We start from the raw sequence: 24850 nt of genomic DNA on the forward strand, positions 1-24850 counted from the left end.
TTTCAATACCCCATCCAAATGGCCAAAAAAATAGTCAGAAAGGCAATGACCATCAGGATCAAAAATAGCGGCAACACAAAACGAAACCATTTTTCAAAAGGAACTGCCGCCAATCCTAACATGGCCATTAACACCCCGTTGGTAGGAATAACGATATTTGAAATACCATCTCCCAGTACAAAAGCCAGTACACCCGTTTGTCGGGAAATTCCCAAAAGATCAGACAGCGGTGTCAACAAAGGCATGGAGACCAGTGCCTGGCCAGAGGCAGATGGAATAAAAAAGTTTAAGGTCGATTGGAAAACAAGCATGCCTTCTCCGGCTACAAATTTTGGAAGCTGGATTAAATTATTTGAAGCTGAGGCTAAAATAGTATCAATGATATAGCCTTCCTGCATTACGACAGATATGCCGCGGGCAACCCCAACAACAAGCGCCGGGACGATCATTGTCGCCAGACCATTCACAAAAGCCCTCATCGCAGCATCACCCGACAGGCCACTGATCAGAATGACCAAAATCCCTATGCCAATAAAACCTCCGGTCATTTCGATCAGGCCCCAGCCAATAGTCTGTACCGATATCATAATCATGGCATAACCGACCACCAGAACTGTTAAGATCATTAAATGCTTAAAAGTGAAATTCTGTTTTTCGATGCTGCCAATTCCTTCAATATCATCAGAATAGTCTGGCATCAAGGAATTGATTTTATTTTGTTTTACCCTTTTTCCATACCTCATCATGTAAGCAAAACCAATAACCAAAAACACGAAGAAAAGGACTATCCTCAATCCCATTCCACTGCCCAAAGGCAACTCTGCAATTTGCTGGGCAATGGTTACGTTAAACGGATTTGTAATTGCCGCGGTCCAACCTATAAACATAGGTAAGGCGATCAAAGCAAAACCAAACATTCGATCATAACCAAATTCTTTCGTGAGTAATATAAAAATAGGAATCAGGGGGATTAATTCAGAGGCTATGCCCATAAAGGAACTTGCCAAGGAAACGGTCAGGTAGATCAAAAAGAAAAGCGTGGTTGGAGCATGCCGGAACTTTTGAATTAAGAAAAATAGCACGGCGTTGATGGTTCCGGTATGCATGATTACATTAAAAATGGCACCTGCTATAAAAACAAAAAATATCAAAGCGGCTGACTGTTGCATACCTTTTGGAATAGCCGTTAATAAGCCTATTAGCGAAATCGGCGAAGCTTTTCCTGCTACCTTTTCGTTTATAAAAAACCCTTTTACGGAAAAATGCTTGGGCAGTTCTTTATAGCTTCCCGGCACGACGACACTTTGTTCAATTTTACCGTACTTTCTGGTTGTGCGTTCAAAAGATCCGGAAGGTACGATATAGGTAAGCATAGCACAAAACAGAATAATGATAGAGAGAAAGATAAAGACATGTGGAATCTTAAATTTCATATAAAAGGTTGTTAGTTGTACTTATTTTTGAAAACAAAACGATTTTTAACTGCATGTTGTCGACTAAGATAACAAAATTGAGCATCTAATGCCGTCTTAAAGATTTTGAAGTATGGACATAGTAACTTCGCTGAATCCCTGCCTGCCGGCAGGCAGGTTCGATTTCTCACATGGAGGCATTGAGGCATTGAGGCATATTCAAAAATGAATATCGAATGTCGAACAGGGAATTTTGAATATCTAAGTAAGTTTTAATATACCCTCATCAGGGTATGTATTGTATTTCAGGGATTTAAGGTTAAATCCGTTGGATAAGTTTATCTGCATTTTCGGACACTATTTACCTCCTTTCGTCCTGAGTTCCAATTATTTTTCTTGAAATAGACTTAACTTCATCAGGATGAACAACTAAAACCTTTTTATTATGAAAACAATTGAAAAACGATCGGTATGGTCGGTCCTTAAGCTCGCCTTTCTGGCGGTGCTTTTGGTTACGGCATCCTGCAGCCAGGAAATGGCTGAGCTTGAAGCAAACCAGGAGGGAGTGCAGGCCAAAAACTCAAAGGCTGTATTGAAAACATTAGCCAAAGGCGCTAAAATTCATGGAACCAACGGAATTTACTTTGGCCCTGATGACAATTTGTATATTGCAAGTTTTTACGGCCAGGAAATTGTTGTGATGGACAAGGAGAGTGGTAAGATCATCAACCGGTTTGGAGTAGGTGAAGGTGTATTAGGTCCGGATGACCTTGTGTTTCATCCTGACGGTAAGTCATTTTTCTTTACCGATATAGTCACCGGATATGTGGGGGAAATGAATTTGAAGGGAGAAATATTGCAATATGCTGAGTTCAAGGCAGGAAATAATCCAATTACCTTTTTGGAAGATGAAAATGATCCCGAAAACCCGCGGCTGTTTGTGGCGCTCGATTTTCAGGGTGAGGGACTCTATGAGCTTGATCCAGAAGATCTTAGCATATATCGAGCTATAATAGAACCCAGCGGTTCAAATCCCTTCCCACTTGGCTTTTTCAACGCCTTTGACTTTGGCCCCGACGGGCGCTTATATGGGCCTTCATTTCTTTTTGGCAAGATTATTAGCGTTGATGTTGGTGAATGGGGTGACCCTCCAGCCGATCCTAGTACTTTAATAGAGGAAGTGGTAGGTGGATTCGACTTTGCCGTAGCTGCAAAGTTCGGGCCTGACGGATTGCTTACCGTACTGGATCAAAACGGTAAGGTTTATAAGGTAGATATTGTAAATAAAACAAAAACATTGTTTACAACGCTTCAGCCCGGGCTTGATAACCTGGCTTTTGATAAGGATGGCACCCTTTATGTCTCCAATGCAGATTTTGGCTGGATTGTGGAAATACTGCCTAGCAGACAGGCACGTACCATCAGCACGGGTGGTATGATAGGACCAATGGGTGTGGCAGTCTTGCAGGGAGCGAACAATAAGGATGACGTATTTGTGGGCGACTTGTTTAGAATGTATAATTTTAACGGTCATACAGGCAATGAGAAAGAAGTTTATAAAGGTTATTTAGTACCTGAAACTGATAAACTCACCATGCCTTTCTCGGTCCAGGCAGATACAGATGGAGAAAACCTTATCGTCACTTCCTGGTTCAGCGAATTAGTTCAAGTATGGAACCCTGAAAGTGAGTTAGTCACTGAGGAATACCCCATGGTGTATCCAATTGATGCGGTTAGGGTCAATGGGGAAATCGCAGTTTCAGATCTCGGGCTTGGTGGCGTGGTCTGGGCAAGTAATCAAGATCCTATACTTCCTATAGATGACGCAACTGTATTCGCGCCTGGCGGATTGGCAACTGATGGCGTAACTTTATGGGTAGCTGACTGGGGCTCAGGCATTGTATGGGAAGTTAATTTTAATGGCAGTCCACCTTTTCCAGTTGCAAACAATCTCAAATCACCGGAAGGGTTGGCCTTTGAAAAAGAAGGCAGTTTGGTGGTAGTTGAAACGGGTGAATCTCGTTTGTCCCGGATAGATTTGAACAAAGATGCAGGGGAAAACGTAACCATTATTGCGGAAAATCTCGAACTCAGCGCTCCCGCTCTTCCTGGAGGGTTGCCAACCTGGTGGTTTGACGGAGTGGCCGTTGGCCCATCCGGTGATATCTATGTTACGGGAGGCGGAGCAAATGCTCTTTACCGCGTATCTCCAAAATAAAATTGATTTAACAGAAGGATACGGCCCTGAAAGTTGGGGAGTAATTCTTCTAAAAAAAAAAAGGTTTCAGCATGATAAATGCCGGAACCTTTTTTATTTATTAATGTCTTTTATTAAAAGAATCGGCTTCGTCTATTTAAACTCTCCGGCGTCGACATCTTTTATAAATTTGATCAATCCGCTGAAATATGTTTCAGGGTCGTCAAACTGAGAAAGATGGCTTCCGTTTGTAGTGACACTTCTTCCGTTTTGAACCTCTGAAGCCATCCACTCCATGTATGTTGGGTCCATCGTGTCGTATTTAGCCCCAAGCATTAAGGTAGGGACCTTAATTTCACTGAGCCTGCCGGATACATCCCAATCTTTCAGGGTAGCATTGCCCGTCATCCCGAATTCACTATGACCCTGCATATATACATAAATGTTTGGATTCAGATGCTCAAAAAGCAAGTTTACCGATTTAGGCCATTTTTCCAAAGGCATTCTCAAAATATGTTCTGTATAATAATGATTCATCAAGAGCTCGCTATATCTCGGATTGTCAAAATCATGGTTCGCCTCCATGTCCATAATTTCTTTTAATACATCGGGATCCATTTGAGGGCCCAGGACCTCATTGGCATATTTGGTATAGGACGGTGCGCTTGCCACCATATTTGAAACGATCAGCCCTTTTAGATTTTCCTGATATTTTAATGCGTATTCCATAGCGAGAATCCCTCCCCAGGATTGTCCGAGCAGGTAAAAATTGTCTTTGTTGAGCTGTAAGGCCTTACGGACCTGCTCCACCTCTTCCACAAAATGTTCGGTGGTCCATAGCGTCGAATCGTTGGGTTTATCGCTGTAATAAGAATCGAGCTGATCGTAGTAAATGTATTCGATTTCCTCTTTGGGCAGAAAGCCGTCAAAATTGCCAAATTCCTCATGGGTCCCGCCAGGGCCGCCATGAAGCAGCAGTACCCGTATTTTAGGGTTGTTGCCCATGCGCTTTGTATAGACATTAAAAGTGCCTATTGCTGTTTCGACCGGAATCATTTTAATGCCTCCTGTAATCTGGTCATCGCTGCCGGAATAATCTAAATAACTGCTCTTTTCAGGGCTTGTTAGGTTTTCTTTCTGATTATTTGTGCAACTTATCATTAGGAGCAGCATAATCAGGACAGGTGCTGTTAGATGTTTCATGATTTCTAAATAAATTAATTAAAAAAGTTTAATGAACCAAAATGGATGGTTCGTGACATCTAAGATAATACTAATTCATTTTATATTGGCCATAAAGAAGGTGCCTTACAGGCGTTCCTTTCATTTCCCTAATTTCAGAATTCTCAATGCCCCCTGGATTACCAAAATAAAAACGATAGTCCCAATGATCAAATCGGGTTTTCCAGAGTCAAGCCAGTTCACCAAAACCCCTGCCGTTATGACTCCTAAGTTGATAATCACATCATTTGAAGTAAAAATCATACTTGCTTTCATATGTGCTTCTTCCTTGCTTTTAGATTTTTGCATCAAATACAAACATACACCGTTTGCCAAAAGGGCAAAAATTGATACGATGATCATCGTCGTAAAATCAGGTAGCTTTTCATGCCCAAAGAAGCGCCTTAAAATCTCTATAAACCCTATAATCGCCAATGTGATTTGAAAATATCCTGCAAGTTTTGCAATTCTTTTCTTTCGGGTTAAGGTTCCTCCCACAGCAAACAAGCTCATCCCATAAACAAAACTGTCGGCAAGCATATCCAGGCTATCTGCAACAAGGCCCATTGATTTTGAAATCAAGCCTGTGGTCATTTCGATAATGAAAAATGCAAAATTGATTCCGAGAACTGTCCAAAGCAGCTTTTTCTGGTCATTATTTACAGCAAAATCTTTTTGGTCAGTTTCTTCGGTTGAGATTCTTTTTCCTCCCAAGTTTAATTCTCTAACTGATTTCTCAATTTGATCTGTTTGCCCCTTATGGAAAACAATCAATTTTCTGTTGGGAATATCAAAATCCAGTTTTTTAATACCCGAAATTCCGTCCAGTTTCATACGGATTAAGTTTTCCTCCGAAGGACAGTCCATTTTTGTAATTTCAAATATTGTTTTATCCATTCAGTTTATATATTATTTGTAGCAACTACCATAATCACGTGGGCCTTGAGATTCAAATTCAATATTTTTAAATAAAAAGTTCATGATTCGCAGATTTTAATCTGTATTAAAAATGAATGCCAGTCCTTCAGCGAAGGAAACAGGATAGGTGTTTTCGTAGTTGCTATTGGTGTATTCCTTGAATCTGAACTGAAGCCAGGGATAATTGGCCTCATTAATCCGGCTGATCAATGTATTGCACTTTGAACGATCATTGCTTGTTGAAAAGGAAAAATGGAGTTTTTTATTCGATTTATTATTTGGAAAATCATTGTTCTCGATCATTTTAATCATGGCAGAAGCATAGAGGGGTGAAGGATCGGTTGCGATGAAATTATCAAATACAGAATTTTCACGAGTTTCAAGAAACATAGACATGAGCACAACACCAGCTTCACTTCCTTTTCCAATAAATGTTCCGGACGAATTTTTAGTGTATTTAGCGGTCACATATGCTGCCATGTTTTTAAATAACTGGTAATGTTCCTGATATGTTTCGGGCTCTGCATCAATATCGGCAATATGCTCCAATGATACCACCAGCGCATCTAAATCCCTAATCTTTTGAACACCCTCAATTACCTTTTCAAATTCGTCGGTAGCTAACTTAAAATGCTGTTCCCTGAAATCTATCAGATAGATCGCAGGCAGCTCTTTGTTGGCCTTATATGACGCCGGCAGAAATATTTTCCCCTTTGTCGGGATCCCATTGTTTAAAAATGTGAAAATCTCCGTTTTCGACTGACCTTTTCCTTCCAGTTGCTTTTTTTCTGCTTCGGCTTCTTGCAAAGGAGAGAATGTAAAAACTGTTAAAAGGATACTTAAAATGGCAAATGTTTTCATTATAATAGGATTAAATTATTATTGGTTGAGATCGTAATCGATACGTACTCTCACTTTTTCTGAATAATACTACAAACAAACTCTGCTGTTTTTTGTAATTTCCGGGTGATTATAGTAACGGTTTCGATCTTATAAAGTTAAGAACTTAAAATCAAGCAGACGATTGTTTCTTATTTGCCTCTCAAAGAATCAATTTTGCTATCTTTAGGCCTCAGCAACCAGGCCCATGATTTCATTCTTTAGAAAAATCCGAAAAAAAATGTCAGATGATAATAAGCCCATGAAATATGCCAGATACGCCCTTGGCGAAATTTTACTGGTGGTTATTGGTATTTTGATTGCCTTGCAAATCAACAACTTGAATGAGGATAGAAAAGAAAAGCTTCAGGAGAGCAAAATACTGTATAACCTAAAAGATGAATTTCAGGAAAATCTCCAAAATTTAAGATACAAAGACTCCATCTTGAAAACAACCATCAAAAATCTGGAAAAAGTGTTTGAAGAACTGGAAATGGAAAAAAATCTATACAAGGGCAAGGAATTTGATAATATACTTTCCCTTGCCCTGGGCAGTCCTACCTGGGTTCCAAGTGAATTTATTTTAAATGACCTTAAAAGTTCAGGAAACCTTACTAGGCTAAGCAATGACAAGCTCAAAAAACTGCTTTATGAATGGTCACGGTTTTTCAGTGAACTTGATGAAATACAAAAAATGATTGAAGATTCCAATACCCAGCTCATCAATTATATAAAAGTTAATGGATCACTTCGAAATATTGATATTAACAACCCCTCATTCAATTACAACAGGAGCAACCTGATAAAGAACAATGACCATTTACTCAAGGACCATGTATTCGAGAATTATGTCGACGACAAGCTTTATGTTTTAAAAACTGCCCTTAATCAATTCAGGGAAGCAGAAACTTTGATCCTGCAAATTTTGGATGCCACAGCAACCAACAAGGAACAGTAGCACAGGCATTTTGTATATTTTATGAATCGATAATACTTATTTAAAATGATTTATAAACTTCGTTATTTATATATATCATTATTTTTTATCGTTTCGATGCATGCTCAAAAACAGCCTGCATGGTCAGTTGAAAAAGATCCAAATCCTAAAAAAATAAGACTCATTATCCGTGGTGATGACATTGGGATTACCCATGCGTCAAATATGGCACTTAAACAAGCATTTGACAAGGGTTTAATGACATCAGCAAGTGTTATGGCCGGGGCTCCATGGTTTACAGAAACTGCACTCCTGATAAGAGATAACCCCGAATGGAACATCGGGCTTCATTTAGCCTTGTCAAGCGGGTGGGATAAATTAAATTGGGTGCCATTGGCTCCAGCCTCTGAGGTTAAAAGCATTGTTGCTCCGGATGGTAATCTTTTTTTAAGTTATCCGGGAGCTCCTCTTTCTCTGCATTATATAGAAGAGGCGCCCTATCTATATTCTTCTGATACAGAAATGCCCATTAAATCACTTGAAAGACGCAGATTATTAACTTCAGATGCTATTCCTGATATCAATGAAGTAGAAATTGAATTTAGAGCACAGATTCAAAGAGCTCTTGATCTTGGAATTAGAATTGACTATCTGGATTGTCATATGGGTGTTGCATGCAATGAACAACTCATGGAGGTAATGATAAAACTTGCAGAAGAGCTATGTGTTCCAATACCTGAAAGAGGTTGGATGGGAACCATCGATTTCTGGGAGAATTATGATGGTGACGTCTCTTCCAGCGTCGATAAATTAATACTTGCCCTTGATAAACTTAAGCCCGGAACGTATCGTCTAGTCCTGCATCCAACAGTTGATAACGAGGAATCACGAGCGATTGATACTTATTTTGGAATAAAAAATGCCAGAGCTGGCCAAAACGATCTACATATGGTTTTATCCGCCAAAGTGAAAGCTGCTATTGAAAGAAATGGTATTGAACTGATTGGTATAAATGACCTGTGGGATGATGAAAAATGTCAAATGCGTTAAATAATCAAATGATTATTTAACTTAATACCCAAACTAATGATCTCCTTCTTCAGAAAAACCCGTAAAAAAATGGCAGATGACAACCGACCTTTAAAATATGCCAGATATGCTATTGGTGAAATCATACTTGTGGTGATAGGGATATTGATCGCCCTGCAGATCAATAACTGAACCGAGGAGCGGAAAACTGAAAAATCAACTTTAATCTACATAAATAGATTGATGGAAGATTTCAGATTTCAGATTGGAGATTTCAGATTGAAGATTTTAGATTTTAGATTTTTGAAGTATTCTCGCATTCCAGCATTCCAGCATTCTCTCATTGTAGCATTATAGCATTGTAGCATTAAATAAAATTCCCTTTGAGCAAGGACCCAGGGCATTCACAGTCACGGTAAATATGAAAAGCTTCTCTAACCAAAACAAACTTATTTAGCAGCACTGCCGAGGATTGCGGAATGCGGAAAAGAATAGCCTTTTTCAGTAGAAAAGGGCGCACAATTGTTAATAAAATCGGCCTTTATCCTATCTTGTTTGTCTTGTGGGAAAGCATGAAGGTTGCCCCAATCCCACCAACCATCAATAAGGGGTTGTAAGGATGAACAATTCCAAACAGTCTTATGATGCGTCAGTTCAAAATTTTTGAGATTCGCCCCTGAAAAAAGAGGCTCAAAAGTCTCTTTATCAGTAATGCCAAAAAGCGGACCATGCGGTAATTCTGACAATTCATGATGACTGCTAAATGCCGGGAAAAAGGCTCCGACAGAACTTTGCTCTTCACGTGGACCCCAAACTGCAAATACAAACCTGCCTCCAGGTTTTAGGACCCTTGTAATTTCTGAAAATACTTTGTCAGGATCGGCAAAGTGGTGAACGACATAATTGGCGACGACTACATCAAATGAGTTGTCTGGTTTTGGTATGTTTTCGGCATCGGCCTGATGAAAGGAAATATCTGAGTAATTGGCGGAGGCTTCATCTACCATTTTCTGAGAAAAGTCAATCCCAGTTACTTCAGCTCCTGTGTCGCTTAATATTTTTGAGGAATTCCCGGGGCCACAACCAATGTCCAATACCTTTTCACCTGATCTGATATGGGCAGCTTTTATGAGTTCAGGAAGCATTTCATTTGTTAAATTACCCCAAGTATTTAAATAACTTCCTGAACATCTTGTCCAGGTTTCACGTTCGTAATTTCTAATAAAATCATCATTGCCCATTTTGAATTGTTTTTGGTTCGTTTTTTGTAAGATAACGAAATTAACTTAGAACTCTGATTACATAGCACCGGAATGCTGAATTTCGAATTTCGAATAAGGAATGTCGAATTCCACTCCTGCCGGCGTGGCGGGTCGAAGTAAGTTATTGATTGGAGATTTCAGATTTGAGATTTCAGATTTCAGATTTCAGATTTGAGATTTCAGATTTCAGATTTCAGATTTCAGATTTGAGATTTTTGAAGTATTCTCGCATTAGCATAGCAGAATCCCTGCCTGCCGTCAGGCTGGTTTGATTGCACGCATTCTAGCATTATTGCATTGTATAAATTGAATACCACTCTCCTGCCGGCGAGGCAGGAATTTAGCGGTTTTTAAACGGTTTTTAGGCGTTCGATAGAAAAGACTAAAAAGCACATCTGACTATTTGCGTTTTTACAAGGGTTATTCTCAGATAAATTAAATTCGTTTAAAGTTTTGACTATTTAAAATGATTTCTACGGAAACCCTATTTACTAAAGTCATTGATAGGTCAAAGCCAATTAGGATTTAATTCATGTCTTACAATTCTATTGTCCGGGTTTCTTTTTCACGTAGGGTTGAATTTTTAAATAGGTCAATGAACGCCAAAGCCATTCCAAAGGCCCATACAAATAGTATTCCAACCAGTATTTACTGATGATTCCCTGGATTATATAAATAACAATTCCAAAGGAAAATAATGCTGCTGCTCCCCAGCCACCGAATATGGAACCAAATGCCCAAAGAGAAAAAATCAAGCTTCCGAGAGCACCTTGCATGATGTAATTAGTTAATCCTGTGCGTCCATATGGTGATAAAACCTCAAGATATTTCTTGTATTTTCCATTTTGATAAAGTAATATAAACCCTAATGTCAGCGCTGCCGAGCTCAGCACCATGCTAAGGTCTGCCATGGCTAGTGCTGTCAAAATTGAAGACGGCAATATTTGACCTTCCGGCCTAAATAGCATACCGAAATCAATTGAAGGCAGTGTGTTTTTAATCAAAATAGCAATTAGAGTCGCTAGTAGAAATCCAATAAAGAGCTTTTTATTTTGCTTTTTCCGCCGGGCCAGCTTTTCAAAAAAGCGAATCCGGCCAATTAACAGTCCCAGTACAAATAAAGCGAAAGTAATATATCCTCGTCCAATTAGACCAAATTGATAGTTTAACTTTGCTGGCAATCGTTCTTTGTAATTAAACTTTGCAGTGTTTAAAAAGGTTGGGTTTTTAATATGTTCAGGCAATTCACGTGGACTTTGGAAATCGTTTCTTTGCTGCTCTGTCTTTACCTGATCTTCAGTACTTTTTTGATCTTCAATATGTGCCAGCTCTATTGCAGTTGTATAGTTATGATGAATTACATTGATCGTACGCGGGCCCCCTAGTAAAAAAAAGGAAAAAATAGCGATCAACAACCAATTCTTAACCTTAAATAAAGGGATCAGCAAAAGACCAAAAAATGCATAAACTGATATAATTTCCAGATTGTAAAAAGATTGACATAACAAGCCCATCGCCATTAATATGATCATTCTCCAGACAAAACGTCCGCGAAAATCAATGCCTTTTTTAGCAGCTCTATCCATTTGGATGAAAAAGCTTAACCCGAAAAGGAAGGCAAAAATATTGATAAACCGTCCCATGATGATATTATTCCCAATCCATTGTACTGCTTCATCTAATACCGGGAACCTATGTACTGCTTCTTGTGCCCCTCCATTCCTGATTCCGAAATGTTGCAGCATATGCATAATTATAACCCCAAATAAGGCAAATCCTCTTAAGGCATCCAATACTGTTATTCGTTCTAATGGTGCTGATAATGATTTATTATTTTTCAATTTTTCAATTTATAGTTACAACTGCCTTCTTACTGATCTACCAATGCCGTTTCAGGGCCTCTGACTCCAACCAGGCGTATTTTTTCCAAAACCTCCCTAAATTCCTTGAGTTCATTGTTTGTAAATTGGATGTTAAGAGCGCCCATGTTCTCTTTTATATGATGCAATTTTGTAGTGCCTGGAATAGGCACGATATGGGGCTTTTGGGCCAAAAGCCAGGCCAGTGAAATTTGTGCCGGCGTCGCGTTTTTCTTTCGTGCCCATTCACGGACCAAAATCAACACTTCCATGTGTGCCTTAATGGCCTCAGGCATAAAATACGGGACAGCTGCAAATCGGGAGTCATCAGAGAAACGGCTGTATTCATTAAACTTGTCGCCCAAAAACCCTCTGCACATGGGGCCCCATGGCACAAAACCAATACCCAGCTCATCACAGGTATCGATTACCTCGTTTTCAAGGGCACGCTGAATTAGGGAGTATTCGCTTTGCAGCGCCGAGACCGGCTGTTCGGCATGTGCCTTTCGAATCGTTTGCGGGGAAACTTCGGATAGACCAAAATGAAGTGCCTTTCCTTCTTTTATCAATTCTTTAACGGTTCCGGCAACATCCTCAACAGGCACATTAGGGTCCAGGCGATGCAGATAAAGTAAATCAATCCGGTCTGTCCTTAATCTTTTCAACATCCCTTCAACAGCCTTTCGGATATGTTCGGGGCGGCTGTTACGTCCAGCCCTCTTGCCATTGGTAAAATCGAAACCAAATTTACTGGCTATGACAACCTCGTCGCGCACTGGAGCCAGAGCCTCACCAACAAGTTCCTCATCTGTAAAGGGTCCGTATACCTCTGCTGTATCGAAAAAAGTAACTCCCAGGTCAACAGCTCCCCTTATCACGGGAATCATGTCCTTTTTGTCACGCGGAGGGTTATAACTGCCACTCTTCATACTCATACACCCCAAACCTATAGGCGAGACTTCGAGGGTTCCCAACATACGCTTTCCTTGAAGATAAGCAGGTTTATTTACTATTTCTTGGCCCATAGAATTATTACTGCCGGCAAAGGCTAAAGGTGCAGTCGCCAAACCTGCTCCCAAAAGGGTTGATTTTGAAATAAAATCTCTTCTATTAACCTGCTTGTTTATCTCCTTATTAATTTTTGAATGAGCGTTCTTTTTTTTCATAAATATTCATTTGAATTTTTCAGGTTTTCATCATAATTTATTTGATCATCAACATGGCATTAATCCCTTGTAAGGAGTTTGCTGAATGTCAAATCGCCCAATTTCCATGTATCGTTTTGTTTTACATATACCTCCGTGACCATAAAGGGGTTGCTTACTTCATTGCCCCCAACGACCGCCAGAAGTGTAATCCTGTTCCATAAAATGGCTGTTTCACCCATGACTTCAACCATGACTTCATGGATCTCTGCTTTTTTGTAATGGATGCCTCCGCTTCTGATGATGTCAACCTCCCGGTCTTTTCCCCAGGTGCCACCCATATGTACAAACTTGGCCTTATCATGGAAGAGTTCGGCCAGGCTGTCGGCATTTTTATCGGCCATCCATTCCCATTTTTTCTTGGAGAGTTCGGTGATTTCCCTTTCTGTTCCTGTCGATTGGGCCAAGGCTATCTGTCCGCTCATAAATAAGAAAAGGACTCCTAAAATTATGGATTTTATATTCATGATAATTATTTGGGTTTAAATGTTGCTAATGCTCAATTTCATGGGTGTCACGTACTTTGCTAAAAGTCAAATCCAGTAACTTCCAGTCTTCCCCTTCCTTTTTATAGAATTCGGTTACCGTAAATTCATTTGTCACATCATTACCCCTAACATGGGCTGTTAGCGTAATGCGATTCCAGACTATAGCGGTATCGTCTCCAAAAACTTCTACGGCGACATCATGAACATCAGCGTCTTTATACCAGATGCTTCCTGTTTCAATGATTTCCAGCTCCCTCTCCTTTCTCCAGGAACCGCTCATGTGCACAAATTTCGACCTATCATCGAAGAGTGCCTCCAGCTTGTCGACATTCTTATCGGCCATCCATTGCCATTTTGCTTTTGAAAGCTCCTTGATTTCCTTTTCAATACTTGCATTTTGCGCAAAAGACTGTGCGCTTATGGCAAGCAAAAACATTGCAATTGATAATATTCTCATTTTTAAGTTTTTAAAAGTTTATCATCTACATATCTTAATTCAGATCTGCTGTTCCTAATTTATAGTTTGTACATTTTCATTTCTCAAATTTATGGATATTTAAGACCAAAATACTTACCCTTTTTAAGGATTAACCTACCATTTTTACCGATTTTGGATCGCCATATGGTTTATTTCAAAACATTGACTAAATTCGAGAAAAGAATTTAAGATGTCCATCATAAAAGATTTGGTAAAGGTCGATGATTACTGCTCCAAGTTTAATTTGTCAACATTGCATCCCCTGGTTAGTGTGCACGACCTGTCGGACGGAACGTGGGAGTCGCAGGACCATGCTGATACTGTCATGTATCATTTTTATGGCATTTTTCTTAAGCAGGGAGAGGCCTGTGTTTTAAAATATGGCCGTCAGAACTATGATTACCAGGATGGTACATTGGTCTTTTTAGGGCCCGGGCAATTGGTGAATGTGGGGCAAATCCCCAAGAATTTTAAACCGGCGGGCCATGCGCTGTTATTTCATCCTGATTTGCTTTGGGGTACCAACCTGGGAAAAACAATGAATGATTACAGCTTTTTTTCCTATCAATTCGCCGAAGCTCTCCATGTTTCACAAAGAGAGCGGCAATTGGTGCTGGACTCCTTTGAGAAGATACGCTCCGAGCTGTCACAAGGGGTTGACAAACACAGTAAAGAATTGGTTGTAGCGAATATTGAGCTCTTTTTGAAATATTGTATGCGATTCTACGATCGTCAATTCATAACCCGGGAAAAAGAAAACCTCGGTGTTATCAAAAGGTTTGAAACTTCATTAAATTCCTATATTCGAACAGGAAAAGCAAAAGACCTGGGGACTCCTTCGGTAAGTTATTTTGCTGATGAACAGCACCTGTCTTCCAATTATTTTGGTGATTTGGTCAAAAAAGAGACAGGAAGAAGTGCCAATGAACATATTCAGGCCAAGATTATCGAAATCGCCAAGGAAAAAATATTCGACCCCGATAAATCATTAAGTGAAATTGCCTATGAGCTGGGGTTCAAATATCCACAGCATTTTACCCGGCTTTTTAAAAACAAAGTGGGATATACACCTCGTGAATTCAGGAATCTTAATTGATTCAACGCCTAGATTTTGTATTTTTACTGTACCCGTCATTCCAGTAGTCGTTGGCATATTGATTGTACTTCAAATCAACAACCTGTAATGAGAATAGTAAAAGAAAATAGAGTTTCTGTTAAGTAAAGTTCAATATGATGAAGAAACCAGATAACGATTCCATAGCAATTTATGTTGTTTCCGGAGGTAAAGGCGTAACCGGGCATACCATAGTGCAAACCTTAATTATTCAATATCCTGAAAACGCATTAAAGGTTGAATTAATCCCTGATGTACGTACAGAAGAAAAGGTAATTGATGTCGTTAAAAAGGTTAAAGATGTCAATGGAATACTTACGCATACCATGGTAAATTCTGATTTACGCACGTTCTTGATTGATCAATGTGAAAAACAACAGGTAAAACAGGCAGATCTTATGGGAAGCCTTGCAGATATAATAGAAAATGATTTTGGATTGCAATCTGTTAATACTCCGGGTCTTTATCATAAAATAAATGCCCAATATTACAGGAGGATTGAAGCCATGGAATATACCCTCAATCACGATGACGGACTTAATGCACAGAATCTGGGTGAAGCAGATATTGTCGTTACAGGTGTTTCGAGATGTGGAAAAACACCCTTAAGTGTATATATGTCAATGTTTGGGTGGAAGGTAGCCAATGTTCCGCTTATAACGGGTATCGATCCTCCAAAAGAGTTATTCGAAATCGATAAGAACAGGGTTTTTGGGCTGAATATTAACTTAAATCATTTAGTTATCCAGCGACAGAAACGCTGGAAAAATTTTGGGAACTTGCCAAAAATGAATTACGTCGATTCAAAATCTGTTGGCAAAGAACTTCAATATGCCAATTTAATCTTTAGAAGGGGAGGGTTTACAAAAATAAATATTTCAAATAAGGCCATTGAATCTACTTCAAATGAAATCCTTGGTATGTTGTTTGAAAGATTTGACAAAGAAAATCGTCATAATATGCCTTAATATCATAGAGGCTGCATAAGAAAAAGTGGGGTTCTCATCCCGTCCACTGCCTACTCCCCTATTGTCTTGAGTCAAATACGGTGTCATTGAAGAAAACCTTTGTTTTAACAAAAGATTAGAGTAATTCATGTTGAAATTAAACAGGAACCAATTATTTTTACAACATAAATCTTAGCTATGAAACAACTGCTGCCAATATTTGTATTTTGTATAAGCTTTTTAGCTTTTTCTCAAGATATTAAACGTGAAAATATAAACGGAAAAATTGTTGTCGAAGGCAGTGATATTGAAGGAATAACCATTTACAACGCTTCATCAAATACAGGAACCATCACCGATAAAAATGGTGAGTTTATCATTGCAGTAGCCTTGAACGATCTTTTAGAAATCAAGGCCCTGGAATATCAAAACATTGATGTCAGGGTTAATAAAGCCATTTTTGAATCAAAAAAAATAAGTGTTTTTTTAATTGAACAAATGAACATATTGGATGAAGTTGTCATCACCTCCAAAATACTTACCGGTAACATTGTAACAGATGCGAAAAACGTAGAAAAATTTAGTCCAAAGCAAAATGCTATTTATTTTGGTATAAAAAATACGGACCCTTTTGAATTAGGTGATGATAATCAAAGCCAGATTAAAAACCTGGACATGAACACCCAAGGTAAAACTATGGTAAATGGTTTAAACGTTGTAAATATCGTAGATCAATTATTGATACCGCTTTTTAGGTCTGAAGTAAAAGATAAAAAAGCAGCAGGAGTTCCTGAAGTACCGGTAAAAACTATTAAATATTATCTTGGCTCATCCTTTTTAATAGATAATTTTGATATTCCTGAGCATCGTGTAGAAGAATTTATCAGGTATGTTGAAGACGACACGTTTGATTTTGACCTTTTAAACTATGGTCATGAAATAGAATTCCTCGATTTGCTCAGTAAAAAGAGTAAAGAATTTTTAAATACTACAAGTGATACCGATTAAAAAACCCAGATTCGAAATTAGTCCCACTTCAAGTATTTTTGCCAGGGATGCTGTTCTCTGAACCCCAGAACTTCACGGATTTTTCGATTAGAAAACAATGCTTCATGCTCTCCTAATTCTCTTGTAATCGGAACATTAGGAAAAAACTTTTCAGCTAATTCTTTGCTCGGAATAACAGCTCCATTTTGATCGTTTCCGGCGTTAAAAACCTGATAACCAAGGCCGTCTTTTTTTAAACATAAATCCACAATCTGGCCAAGGTCACGCGCATCTATATAGCAGAAGGCATTCCTGCGGCGCACTTCAGGATTTTTAAAATAGTATGGAAACAGTTCTGCGTATTCATGAGGTTCAATCACATTTCCGATCCGAAGGGCATAAATATCAAAGCCCGAACGTCGCTGGAAGCTCTCTGCAGTTTTTTCATTGACAACCTTCGATAGCCCGTAGCTATCCATAGGGTCAACCTCATAATCCTCCTCCAGCGGCAACACTTTAGGATCAGTTTTGCCATCTGAAAAACAGATACCATAGGTAGTTTCTGATGAAGCAATAATAATCTTTCTAATCCCCAGTTTAACCGCTGCTTCAATCACATTGTAGGTACCCATGGCATTCACCCTAAAAGTTTCATTATCCGGATTGATCAAGATCCTTGGCACGGCTGCAAAATGTACTACAGCATCAAATTTTGGCACGCCGTTCCCTGGTTCCAATTCATCTAAGCCGGTATAGGAACTCATAGCATTAAACATTTGTCCGGAATCTGTAATATCGGCTATCAGATTATCCAGCCCCGGATAATCAAAAGGCAGCAGATCTACATTCATCACTTTATGTCCCTGGTCAAGAAGGTAGGGAATTACGTGTTTTCCTGCTTTTCCTGAGCCCCCGGTAAATAATATTCGCTTTTTTATCATAATTTCTCCTGTTTACTAATGACTTTATATGTTAGCAGCCTGATAAAGTATATGCTACATGTTTCATATATTTTTGATGTGAAATTTTGTTTCATTTAAACTCACAAATCTGTCTGCCTTTTGAGAAAACATCCCGATATGACTATTATAACAAAAAGTGAAAAATATTTTTTCATGGCTCAGGACTCTCTATTGAGGCTTAAAAATAATTTTTTTATTAGAAATTGAGGTTGAAATCATCACATTTTTCATTTTAAAATGATCACAATCAATCATTAGCTTGATGCTTATCATTTCATTTGTTGTCTGCAAAAGCGTAAATTCAAGATGTCAATATAGCTATTTCTTGCAGTTCTTTAAAATCTTGTCATTATGAGAAAAAATATATTTATCCTGATCCTGATTCTCATTTCGGCTGTCACATTAGGAACCTGTAGCTCTGATAATGAAGAATTTAAAATCTGTGCCAATAAGTGTCCGGAAGAATCTCCCTGGAAAGTAGAGAGTTTGAATTTAGGCCTGCCTTGTTTCTCAACAAAGGAGGCGTGCCTGGAATGGGCTGCCAAAAATGGATACGGTGATAAACCATGCATTGAATGCGACTAATGTTTAATCTGAATCAACATCCTGACTCATGGACAGAAATCCGGGTGAATCATCATTTTGGTTTTACCAGACCAACATTTTAAGTCAAAAAATTGTATTTAAAATAGGTGTTCAGAATCCAAGCAAAAACTTCTAAGAACCAATAAAAACAGAATTTACCCACAACATATTGTAAAAGAAATTGAATTTTTTATACCTTTAAAACATTATCCTTGTATAAATTCATGAAGCAATTTTTATTTCTGATCATCGCTCCTGGGCTGCTGTTTTTCTCTTTATACAAGTCCGGAGAATTCCAGTCACGATCGATTGAAGAATCAGAGCTTCAGGTTCTCAGTGACATTATACAGGCAGATAGTGTCCCTACTGTTTATTATAAAACGATCATCTCTGACATAAATCAGCCATTATCCAGGCACTTGTACTATTTAAATAGTTTTGAACTCTGTACGTCACTTGAGAATTTGGATTCCTTGAAAATGGACAGAGAAGAGAAAGACTATCTCGTTGAAAGGTTTACCTCCATGGAAACCGAGAATATCAACAAACTGATACGCGAACTTAAAAATTCTACCCTAAAGGATCTTAAAGGTCATGATTGGTTGATAATTTCACTTCCGGTGATATTCAGGGATGGAAAGTACGCAATCTATTATTCCATCAGGGCATACGGGGGCCAATTCAATTTGATGAAAAATATAGACGGCAAATGGAAAAATATATGCTATTCCTATGTCTGGACCGCATAGCAGGCTTAACGGGAGGCAATAAAATACACTTACGCAAAAGATCCTCTCTGATCAAATTAGCTGTTGAGAGTTCAGTTCTAAATTCAGAGTTCCTTATTCAAACTGCTGGAGGAGTTAAAAATAGATTTGACAGAAACTAAAGTCGATCTTTTGACTGATCTCGAAAAAGCGGATGAAGCATTGAATTCCACAGACTCATTATATCAAATGATATCAGTAAACAGAAAGCGAAAAGACCTTCTTCATCATCAACTGGGTTGGTAAATCCCTAAAGCAGAGTATGTAATCCATCTTATTAGTCCTTCTGCTCCTAACATGGCCAATATTACAATGATAAAAGTCAAAATTCCATGAAAGGCTCCAAGGAACATTATTTTATCACCAAATAACACTTCCAAGACCCAAAGAATGGCAAATTTAGATCCGAACAACAATGCCCAGGCCGAGACAATTCGCAGGCCCTTTCTGCCTTTTTTCAGAAAGTGTGAACCAACACCATGCTCAATTTTAAAAGTGATCTGTAACATAAGCTGCAGCACAACTGCAGCAAGGAGCGAAATAGTAAAAGAATTTATCTGGACATTGTCTGAGTATTCATTAAAAAGGTTTAGAACAGTAAGATCAATCAAAATAGCGGTAAAGTAGCGTATGAACAGTATTTGCCGTTTAGAAAATTCCTTGGAATCAGGTGTAGCAGTTGTCATTTTTCTAAGGGTTTACAATCAGTTTACTAAAGTAATTCATCTTTTTTAAATGTCTTGACAACAGAACAGGTGATTTTTGTAAGTAAACAATGAAACAGGTTTGCGGTCACTTAATACATATACCAAATTAAAAGGTTGGCCTCATCTGCATAAATACAAACCAGGCTTTAATTAATAGATCTGCCTTGTTATACCTGTTTTTTGTTAACCTTGTTTTTCCCCATAGGAAGCGGAAATAATTTTGGAACTTCTTTTCTGTATTTTGCAAAGGCTTCAGGTCTGTTTTTTTCCATCTGCCTGTCTTTCATGGGGATGGAGGCAAAAAGAAACATCAAAAGCATTCCTATTGAACCAATGGCAGTATAACCCGGCGCTCCAAAAGCCAGTCCCATGCCTAACAGCCCGAACCAAAACAAGATCTCTCCCAAATAATTTGGATTTCTGGAATAGGCCCAGATGCCATTCCGTAATATATCTTCTTTTTTCTTGTTATTCCTGTTCCTAAACCGATCCAGTTCCGAATCGGCTAGAAGTTCGAGTATGGCGCCTAAAAATGACAAAAACGCTCCAAAATAAAACAACATAGGACTCTGGATCTCACCAAAATCAAATACCCAAAACAATCCCCACATACCCAAAAATACGATCAGGGTCGGATATAGATGGATAGCTAAAAAATTAATGGGCTCGAAAAACTTTCCAAACTGTTTCCTGAAATTTACATACCTCCAATCTTCATGCTCCCATCCCGGCCATCCTCTTGCCCAGCTCCACGTCAATCTCCACGACCAAAAACTTACTGCAACCGCACTGGTCCATTGATAGATCCCCCATTCGCTTCCTCCAAAATAAAAGTACCACAACAGAATAAAACAGAATGGGATAACGCTCCAATAGGCATCATACACACTGCTGTTTCGCCTTAAAACTGAAAACAGGTAGGTTACAATAGTCATGCTCAGATCGGCATAAAGAAATCGCAAAACTACATCCTGGTTTTTAAAAAAGTAAAAAGTTGTCCATCCGGCAAACCCTACAATAAGGTAGATAAGAGCGATTTCTGCTAAGGCTTTTACTTTTTTATTCATGATATTTTAATTTTTTGATAATGATTTAATTCCAGATAACGATCACCGAGCCAGGGAACTTTTTGAAGTGCTTCTGTGGATGACGGGCGAATAACCTTTGCCAATTTAGAAACCAATCCTTTTGCATGTTTGTCTTCATCATGTGTTGCAATCACCTTTTTTGGATCCAGCACCTCACATAAATGCTTTACCCCATCCATACCGGGAGAAACCACACCTCCCAGGAAAAAAGGCAGTTTGTAATAGTTAAAGGGATTTATTAAAAGCTGGCAGTCCGAAGCTTTTTTTATTTGCTGGATCTCTTTGTCACCCGTTTGGAAACCATGGGTAGCCAAGAACACGCTCTCTTTTCCATCGTCTAAGATAAACGCATCATAAATCGGGTCGATTTTTCTTTGCGTAGGTAAAAAGGTGACCTCGACATTATTGACCATAACTTGATTATCGATTGAATCCAATGTGGTCAACGATGCGGCAGGAAGCAAATGTTCTATTTTTCCCTTTAATGATGTGGGAGCTATTATATGATCCGGTTTTAATTTTTTTAGGGTTTCAGCGTGAAAATGATCCGGATATTTTTGAGTGATCAAAACAGTGTCAAAAGCTGGTATTTGGTCATAGGATAAAGGAGCCGTTCGATGCCATTGTGTATTAAACCAACCAAAAAAGTCAACTTCAGTTCCTTCCAGCCAAGGGTCGATCAACACTTTCCAACCACTGATCTCCAGAAACAGTGAATTGTCCATATTCAATCGTTGTACCTGAATCATAAAATATTTCTGTCTTTTTGATGAGAATTAATGGCATAAGCATTCGTTGCTAAATTTAAACAATAACCACCAATTGATCACTATTTTCCTTTAGGAGATCAATTTTGCACCTCCTTTGCTCTGCTAGTGTTTATTGCCGCTTTTGGGATATAAGTTTATATATAACAATAAAACTTTACTCCTATACCTCATTGAGGCTGAAGTGAGATGTGAGATGTGAGAAGTGAGATGTGAGATGTGAGAAGTGAGAAGTGAGAAGTGAGAAGTGAGAAGTGAGAATAATATTTTTTCTAGTACTTAATCCTTTATACTGCGCGCTTCTCTCCCTTATAAAATACTGTATTACTGTATCATATAGAAACATAGAGACTCCTATTTTAGTTGATCAGCCGTTTTATATCGCCAATTTACCTATATTTATTGCTCAACAACCATATCTACCTAAACGATGTTTCATTATATAACCGGTGGTCCTACCAGTAAAAATAAAGTCTTCAAAGATTGGTTTAAAGAATTTTTGAATGAATAAAACTTCAAGCCAACGAATCATTAGCCTTGATATTTTAAAAGGACTGGTGATGATCATCATGACACTGGATCACGTCAGGGATTATTTTCATTACGATGCCTTTTTCTATGATCCGACCGATCTTTCCCAAACTAGCCCCGCATTGTTTTTAACCCGCTTTATAACACATTTCTGCGCGCCTGTATTCGTCCTGCTGGCAGGAACTTCTGCATACCTTGTGGGCCGCCGGATGAGTAAAAAAGAATTGTCGGTCTGGCTGCTAAAGCGAGGGCTCTGGTTGATTTTTCTTGAAATCACGGTGATCAGATTCGCCTGGGTCTTCAGCACCAATCTTACGCCAATATGGTTAGGAGTTATCTGGGCCATAGGAGCAGGTATGATTTCACTCGCCTTGTTTATCAGGTTGCCGAAGTTTTTTTCTTTAAGTGTTGCAATGCTGATGATTTTCGGCCACAATGCGCTTGACGGATTTTATCCCGAAGGAAACGAATTCCTCGCTTCGGTATGGAAACTGTCACATGTCCGGAGCCAGATTCTTTTAGGAAACTTAGAGATCAAAGTCATTTATCCTGTGATCCCCTGGCTGGGTCTTATAATCGTAGGTTATTATTTTGGCAGCTTATACCAACCCGAATATAACAGGAAGAAAAGACTCCGGATATTGCTTTATTCAGGCATCTCCTGCCTTTTGCTTTTTACGGCACTGAGATTTGATAATTTATATGGAGACCCCTCTCCCTGGACAATACAGTCTTCACCCGTATTCAGTTTCTTGTCTTTTATCAACGTTACAAAATATCCGCCATCACTTCTATACCTTTTGATCACCATCGGGCCATCTCTGATTTTTTTATACCTTTTTGAAAGGTTAGATTTTAGCTGGCTAAAGCCTGTCGTTACAATCGGAAGGGTTCCGATGTTTTGGTATATTGTACATTTATTTGTGATCCACTTTGTGGCAATGATCGCAGCTATGCTAACAGGATACAAGTTTTCTGACATGATCCTCACAGATTTTGTAACTCTTGAACCGCAATTAAAAGGTTACGGTTTTCCACTATGGGCCGTCTATCTGTTCTGGATCGGGATCTGTTTATTCTTATATCCTGTCTCCAGGTGGTACGATAATTACAAAAGGGCAAACAGAGACAAATGGTGGTTAAGCTATTTGTGATCTCGCAGATAAAGAAGATTATCAAATAACCCTCTTAAAAAACAAGCTTCGGTTATTTTGAAAAATACGATTCAAATTAGCCAAAAAATATCAATTTTTCAATTATTACCGATATGCCATTGGAGAAACTGTAATTGTGGTAATCGGAATATTGATCGCTTTTCAGATCAATAGAGGTGTCGAAACAAGAAGTATGCAAAACCATCACGGATTGCCACCATAATGGTTTTGCGCTTTATTGTTAAGTTCTATAATGTCGCAGGAGAATGATGTTCGTGAACCATTTTCCATTCACCCTTTGTTTTAACAAATAATAGTGTTATCAGATTATTGACCGTATATTCAATTCCGTCAATCTGCAGTATAAAATCTGAGATAAAGGTTACATTGGCAGCATTCCCGAAATATACCGCAACTTTCAAAGTTCCATCTACAGCGGCAAATTGTTTAACTCCTCCGATGTCCACTGTTTCACCAAATAAACTACGTTCATTCTCTTCGTTACCTGCACTATCGAAAAGTTTTCCATCATTGAATTCAGTAAACTTGGGTCCATAGGCATGAAAAGAGATAAGTTGGTCCATATATGAGCTATCATATCCTTGTCCGGCTCCGTCCGTTATAATTTGCCCAATCTCGCCAAAAGTTGCTAAGACTTCTGCTTGTGCCTGGGGATAAGTTTGGTCAGTTACAGAACTCTTGTATCCGGATGCGCTCTTGGATAAAAAATCTTTAGAAGCCAATCCTGATTTTGCAAAACTGTCTTCATTATCAGCAGCAGAATGATGTTCGTGAACCATTTTCCATTCACCCTTTGTTTTAATAAATAATAGAGTAATCAGATTATTGAATGTATAGTCAACACCATCAATCTGCAGGATAAAATCTGAGATAAAGGTTAAATTGGCAACATTCCCGAAATATACCGCAACTTTCAAAGTTCCGGGGACAGCGGCAAACTGTTTAACTCCTCCCGGGTCTACTATATCTCCAAATAAAGTACGTTCATTAATTTCGTTACCTGCACTATCGTAAAGTTTTCCATCATTGAATTCAGTAAACTTGGGTCCATAGGCATGAAAAGAGATAAGTTGGTCCATATATGGGCTATCATATCCATCTCCGGCTCCGTTCGTTATAATTTGCCCAATCTCGCCAAAAGTTTCTAAGACTTCCGCTTGTGCTTGGGGATAAGTTTGGTCAATTACAGAACTCTTGGATTCAGATGCCTTAGAGGCCAATCCTGATTCTTCAACACTGCCTTCATTATCCGAACACCCATATAAAAGGAATAGGGATGTAATCATTACTGCTAATACTCGTTTTGCTTTCATTAGAAATATTTTTAATTGGTTT

General features: G+C 38.7%; 23 protein-coding genes. 9 read left to right on the forward strand and 14 right to left on the reverse strand.

Annotation, left to right across the window (positions count from 1 at the left end; genetic code table 11):
* Positions 1–2: 2 nt before the first annotated feature.
* Complete coding sequence (locus AABB81_RS10950; RefSeq protein WP_342160550.1) at positions 3–1433, reverse strand: YfcC family protein; 1431 nt, start codon at positions 1431–1433, stop codon at positions 3–5.
* 424 nt (positions 1434–1857) lie between these two features.
* Between AABB81_RS10950 and AABB81_RS10955 the strand changes: the two genes are divergently transcribed.
* Positions 1858–3630 carry an NHL repeat-containing protein gene (locus AABB81_RS10955; RefSeq protein WP_342160551.1) on the forward strand — a complete coding sequence of 591 codons (1773 nt, stop codon included), beginning with the start codon at positions 1858–1860 and terminating at the stop codon, positions 3628–3630.
* Positions 3631–3762: 132 nt separating this feature from the next.
* Here the strand turns inward: AABB81_RS10955 and AABB81_RS10960 are convergent, their stop codons facing one another.
* The 3 genes from AABB81_RS10960 to AABB81_RS10970 all read right to left on the reverse strand — a co-directional run bounded on the left by AABB81_RS10960 (position 3763) and on the right by AABB81_RS10970 (position 6609).
* Positions 3763–4782: a proline iminopeptidase-family hydrolase gene (locus AABB81_RS10960; RefSeq protein WP_425287341.1), complete on the reverse strand. Its 1020-nt coding sequence runs from the start codon at positions 4780–4782 to the stop codon at positions 3763–3765.
* Positions 4783–4932: 150 nt separating this feature from the next.
* Positions 4933–5727 carry a cation efflux transmembrane domain-containing protein gene (locus tag AABB81_RS10965; protein WP_342160553.1) on the reverse strand — a complete coding sequence of 265 codons (795 nt, stop codon included), beginning with the start codon at positions 5725–5727 and terminating at the stop codon, positions 4933–4935.
* A gap of 96 nt (positions 5728–5823) precedes the next feature.
* Complete coding sequence (locus tag AABB81_RS10970) at positions 5824–6609, reverse strand: alpha/beta hydrolase (RefSeq protein ID WP_342160554.1); 786 nt, start codon at positions 6607–6609, stop codon at positions 5824–5826.
* Positions 6610–6868: 259 nt separating this feature from the next.
* Here AABB81_RS10970 and AABB81_RS10975 point away from each other — a divergent pair, with 259 nt between their 5' ends.
* Positions 6869–7585 carry a DUF6090 family protein gene (locus tag AABB81_RS10975; protein WP_342160556.1) on the forward strand — a complete coding sequence of 239 codons (717 nt, stop codon included), beginning with the start codon at positions 6869–6871 and terminating at the stop codon, positions 7583–7585.
* Positions 7586–7630: 45 nt separating this feature from the next.
* Entirely contained in the window at positions 7631–8614 is a 984-nt protein-coding gene (locus tag AABB81_RS10980; protein ID WP_342160557.1) for a carbohydrate deacetylase, read from the forward strand.
* A 428-nt stretch (positions 8615–9042) separates the two neighbouring features.
* Here AABB81_RS10980 and AABB81_RS10985 read toward each other — a convergent pair whose 3' ends face one another.
* From AABB81_RS10985 to AABB81_RS11005, 5 genes are all read right to left on the reverse strand, one after another.
* Complete coding sequence (locus AABB81_RS10985; RefSeq protein WP_342160559.1) at positions 9043–9834, reverse strand: class I SAM-dependent methyltransferase; 792 nt, start codon at positions 9832–9834, stop codon at positions 9043–9045.
* Between the two features lie 566 nt (positions 9835–10400).
* Positions 10401–11696 carry a DUF418 domain-containing protein gene (locus AABB81_RS10990; protein ID WP_342160560.1) on the reverse strand — a complete coding sequence of 432 codons (1296 nt, stop codon included), beginning with the start codon at positions 11694–11696 and terminating at the stop codon, positions 10401–10403.
* Between the two features lie 29 nt (positions 11697–11725).
* Positions 11726–12880 carry an aldo/keto reductase gene (locus AABB81_RS10995; protein ID WP_342160561.1) on the reverse strand — a complete coding sequence of 385 codons (1155 nt, stop codon included), beginning with the start codon at positions 12878–12880 and terminating at the stop codon, positions 11726–11728.
* A gap of 59 nt (positions 12881–12939) precedes the next feature.
* Entirely contained in the window at positions 12940–13386 is a 447-nt protein-coding gene (locus tag AABB81_RS11000; RefSeq protein WP_342160562.1) for a nuclear transport factor 2 family protein, read from the reverse strand.
* A 25-nt stretch (positions 13387–13411) separates the two neighbouring features.
* Entirely contained in the window at positions 13412–13864 is a 453-nt protein-coding gene (locus tag AABB81_RS11005) for a nuclear transport factor 2 family protein (protein ID WP_342160563.1), read from the reverse strand.
* 211 nt (positions 13865–14075) lie between these two features.
* Between AABB81_RS11005 and AABB81_RS11010 the strand changes: the two genes are divergently transcribed.
* The 3 genes from AABB81_RS11010 to AABB81_RS11020 all read left to right on the forward strand — a co-directional run bounded on the left by AABB81_RS11010 (position 14076) and on the right by AABB81_RS11020 (position 16954).
* A complete protein-coding gene (locus AABB81_RS11010) occupies positions 14076–14981 on the forward strand; it encodes a helix-turn-helix domain-containing protein (RefSeq protein ID WP_342160564.1) in 906 nt (301 codons plus the stop codon).
* 134 nt (positions 14982–15115) lie between these two features.
* Positions 15116–15967, forward strand: a complete 852-nt coding sequence (locus tag AABB81_RS11015) for a pyruvate, water dikinase regulatory protein (RefSeq protein WP_342160566.1) — start codon at positions 15116–15118, stop codon at positions 15965–15967.
* 177 nt (positions 15968–16144) lie between these two features.
* Positions 16145–16954: a carboxypeptidase-like regulatory domain-containing protein gene (locus AABB81_RS11020; RefSeq protein WP_342160567.1), complete on the forward strand. Its 810-nt coding sequence runs from the start codon at positions 16145–16147 to the stop codon at positions 16952–16954.
* Positions 16955–16971: 17 nt separating this feature from the next.
* On the opposite strand, the gene AABB81_RS11025 is transcribed toward AABB81_RS11020, so the two are convergent.
* Complete coding sequence (locus AABB81_RS11025; RefSeq protein WP_342160568.1) at positions 16972–17874, reverse strand: NAD-dependent epimerase/dehydratase family protein; 903 nt, start codon at positions 17872–17874, stop codon at positions 16972–16974.
* Between the two features lie 372 nt (positions 17875–18246).
* Here AABB81_RS11025 and AABB81_RS11030 point away from each other — a divergent pair, with 372 nt between their 5' ends.
* Positions 18247–18480 carry a hypothetical protein gene (locus AABB81_RS11030; protein ID WP_342160570.1) on the forward strand — a complete coding sequence of 78 codons (234 nt, stop codon included), beginning with the start codon at positions 18247–18249 and terminating at the stop codon, positions 18478–18480.
* 224 nt (positions 18481–18704) lie between these two features.
* Entirely contained in the window at positions 18705–19229 is a 525-nt protein-coding gene (locus AABB81_RS11035; RefSeq protein ID WP_342160571.1) for a hypothetical protein, read from the forward strand.
* 248 nt (positions 19230–19477) lie between these two features.
* On the opposite strand, the gene AABB81_RS11040 is transcribed toward AABB81_RS11035, so the two are convergent.
* The 3 genes from AABB81_RS11040 to AABB81_RS11050 form a co-directional block, all read right to left on the reverse strand.
* Positions 19478–19933, reverse strand: coding sequence for a hypothetical protein (locus tag AABB81_RS11040; RefSeq protein WP_342160572.1), 456 nt, complete (start codon positions 19931–19933; stop codon positions 19478–19480).
* A gap of 188 nt (positions 19934–20121) precedes the next feature.
* Complete coding sequence (locus AABB81_RS11045) at positions 20122–21021, reverse strand: DUF1295 domain-containing protein (protein WP_342160573.1); 900 nt, start codon at positions 21019–21021, stop codon at positions 20122–20124.
* Positions 21018–21791 (reverse strand): MBL fold metallo-hydrolase, encoded by a 774-nt coding sequence (locus AABB81_RS11050; RefSeq protein ID WP_342160574.1) that lies wholly within the window; start codon positions 21789–21791, stop codon positions 21018–21020. The genes AABB81_RS11045 and AABB81_RS11050 overlap by 4 nt, the downstream gene beginning before the upstream one ends.
* Positions 21792–22312: 521 nt before the next feature.
* On the opposite strand from AABB81_RS11050, the gene AABB81_RS11055 reads away from it, so the two are divergent.
* Positions 22313–23494, forward strand: a complete 1182-nt coding sequence (locus AABB81_RS11055; RefSeq protein WP_342160575.1) for an acetyltransferase domain-containing protein — start codon at positions 22313–22315, stop codon at positions 23492–23494.
* A gap of 248 nt (positions 23495–23742) precedes the next feature.
* Here the strand turns inward: AABB81_RS11055 and AABB81_RS11060 are convergent, their stop codons facing one another.
* Positions 23743–24828 (reverse strand): nuclear transport factor 2 family protein, encoded by a 1086-nt coding sequence (locus AABB81_RS11060; RefSeq protein ID WP_342160576.1) that lies wholly within the window; start codon positions 24826–24828, stop codon positions 23743–23745.
* Positions 24829–24850 lie beyond the last annotated feature (22 nt).

This window comes from Lutimonas vermicola (assembly GCF_038433205.1).
Lineage (GTDB): Bacteria > Bacteroidota > Bacteroidia > Flavobacteriales > Flavobacteriaceae > Lutimonas > Lutimonas vermicola.

What these genes read in the sequence shown, in the direction of transcription:
- AABB81_RS10950 (WP_342160550.1), bottom strand. Translation starts at nt 1,433, where the DNA reads ATGAAATTTAAGATTCCACATGTCTTTATCTTTCTCTCTATCATTATT.
- AABB81_RS10955 (WP_342160551.1), top strand. Translation starts at nt 1,858, where the DNA reads ATGAAAACAATTGAAAAACGATCGGTATGGTCGGTCCTTAAGCTCGCC.
- AABB81_RS10960 (WP_425287341.1), bottom strand. Translation starts at nt 4,782, where the DNA reads ATGCTGCTCCTAATGATAAGTTGCACAAATAATCAGAAAGAAAACCTA.
- AABB81_RS10965 (WP_342160553.1), bottom strand. Translation starts at nt 5,727, where the DNA reads ATGGATAAAACAATATTTGAAATTACAAAAATGGACTGTCCTTCGGAG.
- AABB81_RS10970 (WP_342160554.1), bottom strand. Translation starts at nt 6,609, where the DNA reads ATGAAAACATTTGCCATTTTAAGTATCCTTTTAACAGTTTTTACATTC.
- AABB81_RS10975 (WP_342160556.1), top strand. Translation starts at nt 6,869, where the DNA reads ATGTCAGATGATAATAAGCCCATGAAATATGCCAGATACGCCCTTGGC.
- AABB81_RS10980 (WP_342160557.1), top strand. Translation starts at nt 7,631, where the DNA reads ATGATTTATAAACTTCGTTATTTATATATATCATTATTTTTTATCGTT.
- AABB81_RS10985 (WP_342160559.1), bottom strand. Translation starts at nt 9,834, where the DNA reads ATGGGCAATGATGATTTTATTAGAAATTACGAACGTGAAACCTGGACA.
- AABB81_RS10995 (WP_342160561.1), bottom strand. Translation starts at nt 12,880, where the DNA reads ATGAAAAAAAAGAACGCTCATTCAAAAATTAATAAGGAGATAAACAAG.
- AABB81_RS11000 (WP_342160562.1), bottom strand. Translation starts at nt 13,386, where the DNA reads ATGAATATAAAATCCATAATTTTAGGAGTCCTTTTCTTATTTATGAGC.
- AABB81_RS11005 (WP_342160563.1), bottom strand. Translation starts at nt 13,864, where the DNA reads ATGAGAATATTATCAATTGCAATGTTTTTGCTTGCCATAAGCGCACAG.
- AABB81_RS11010 (WP_342160564.1), top strand. Translation starts at nt 14,076, where the DNA reads ATGTCCATCATAAAAGATTTGGTAAAGGTCGATGATTACTGCTCCAAG.
- AABB81_RS11015 (WP_342160566.1), top strand. Translation starts at nt 15,116, where the DNA reads ATGATGAAGAAACCAGATAACGATTCCATAGCAATTTATGTTGTTTCC.
- AABB81_RS11020 (WP_342160567.1), top strand. Translation starts at nt 16,145, where the DNA reads ATGAAACAACTGCTGCCAATATTTGTATTTTGTATAAGCTTTTTAGCT.
- AABB81_RS11025 (WP_342160568.1), bottom strand. Translation starts at nt 17,874, where the DNA reads ATGATAAAAAAGCGAATATTATTTACCGGGGGCTCAGGAAAAGCAGGA.
- AABB81_RS11030 (WP_342160570.1), top strand. Translation starts at nt 18,247, where the DNA reads ATGAGAAAAAATATATTTATCCTGATCCTGATTCTCATTTCGGCTGTC.
- AABB81_RS11035 (WP_342160571.1), top strand. Translation starts at nt 18,705, where the DNA reads ATGAAGCAATTTTTATTTCTGATCATCGCTCCTGGGCTGCTGTTTTTC.
- AABB81_RS11040 (WP_342160572.1), bottom strand. Translation starts at nt 19,933, where the DNA reads ATGACAACTGCTACACCTGATTCCAAGGAATTTTCTAAACGGCAAATA.
- AABB81_RS11045 (WP_342160573.1), bottom strand. Translation starts at nt 21,021, where the DNA reads ATGAATAAAAAAGTAAAAGCCTTAGCAGAAATCGCTCTTATCTACCTT.
- AABB81_RS11050 (WP_342160574.1), bottom strand. Translation starts at nt 21,791, where the DNA reads ATGATTCAGGTACAACGATTGAATATGGACAATTCACTGTTTCTGGAG.
- AABB81_RS11055 (WP_342160575.1), top strand. Translation starts at nt 22,313, where the DNA reads ATGAATAAAACTTCAAGCCAACGAATCATTAGCCTTGATATTTTAAAA.
- AABB81_RS11060 (WP_342160576.1), bottom strand. Translation starts at nt 24,828, where the DNA reads ATGAAAGCAAAACGAGTATTAGCAGTAATGATTACATCCCTATTCCTT.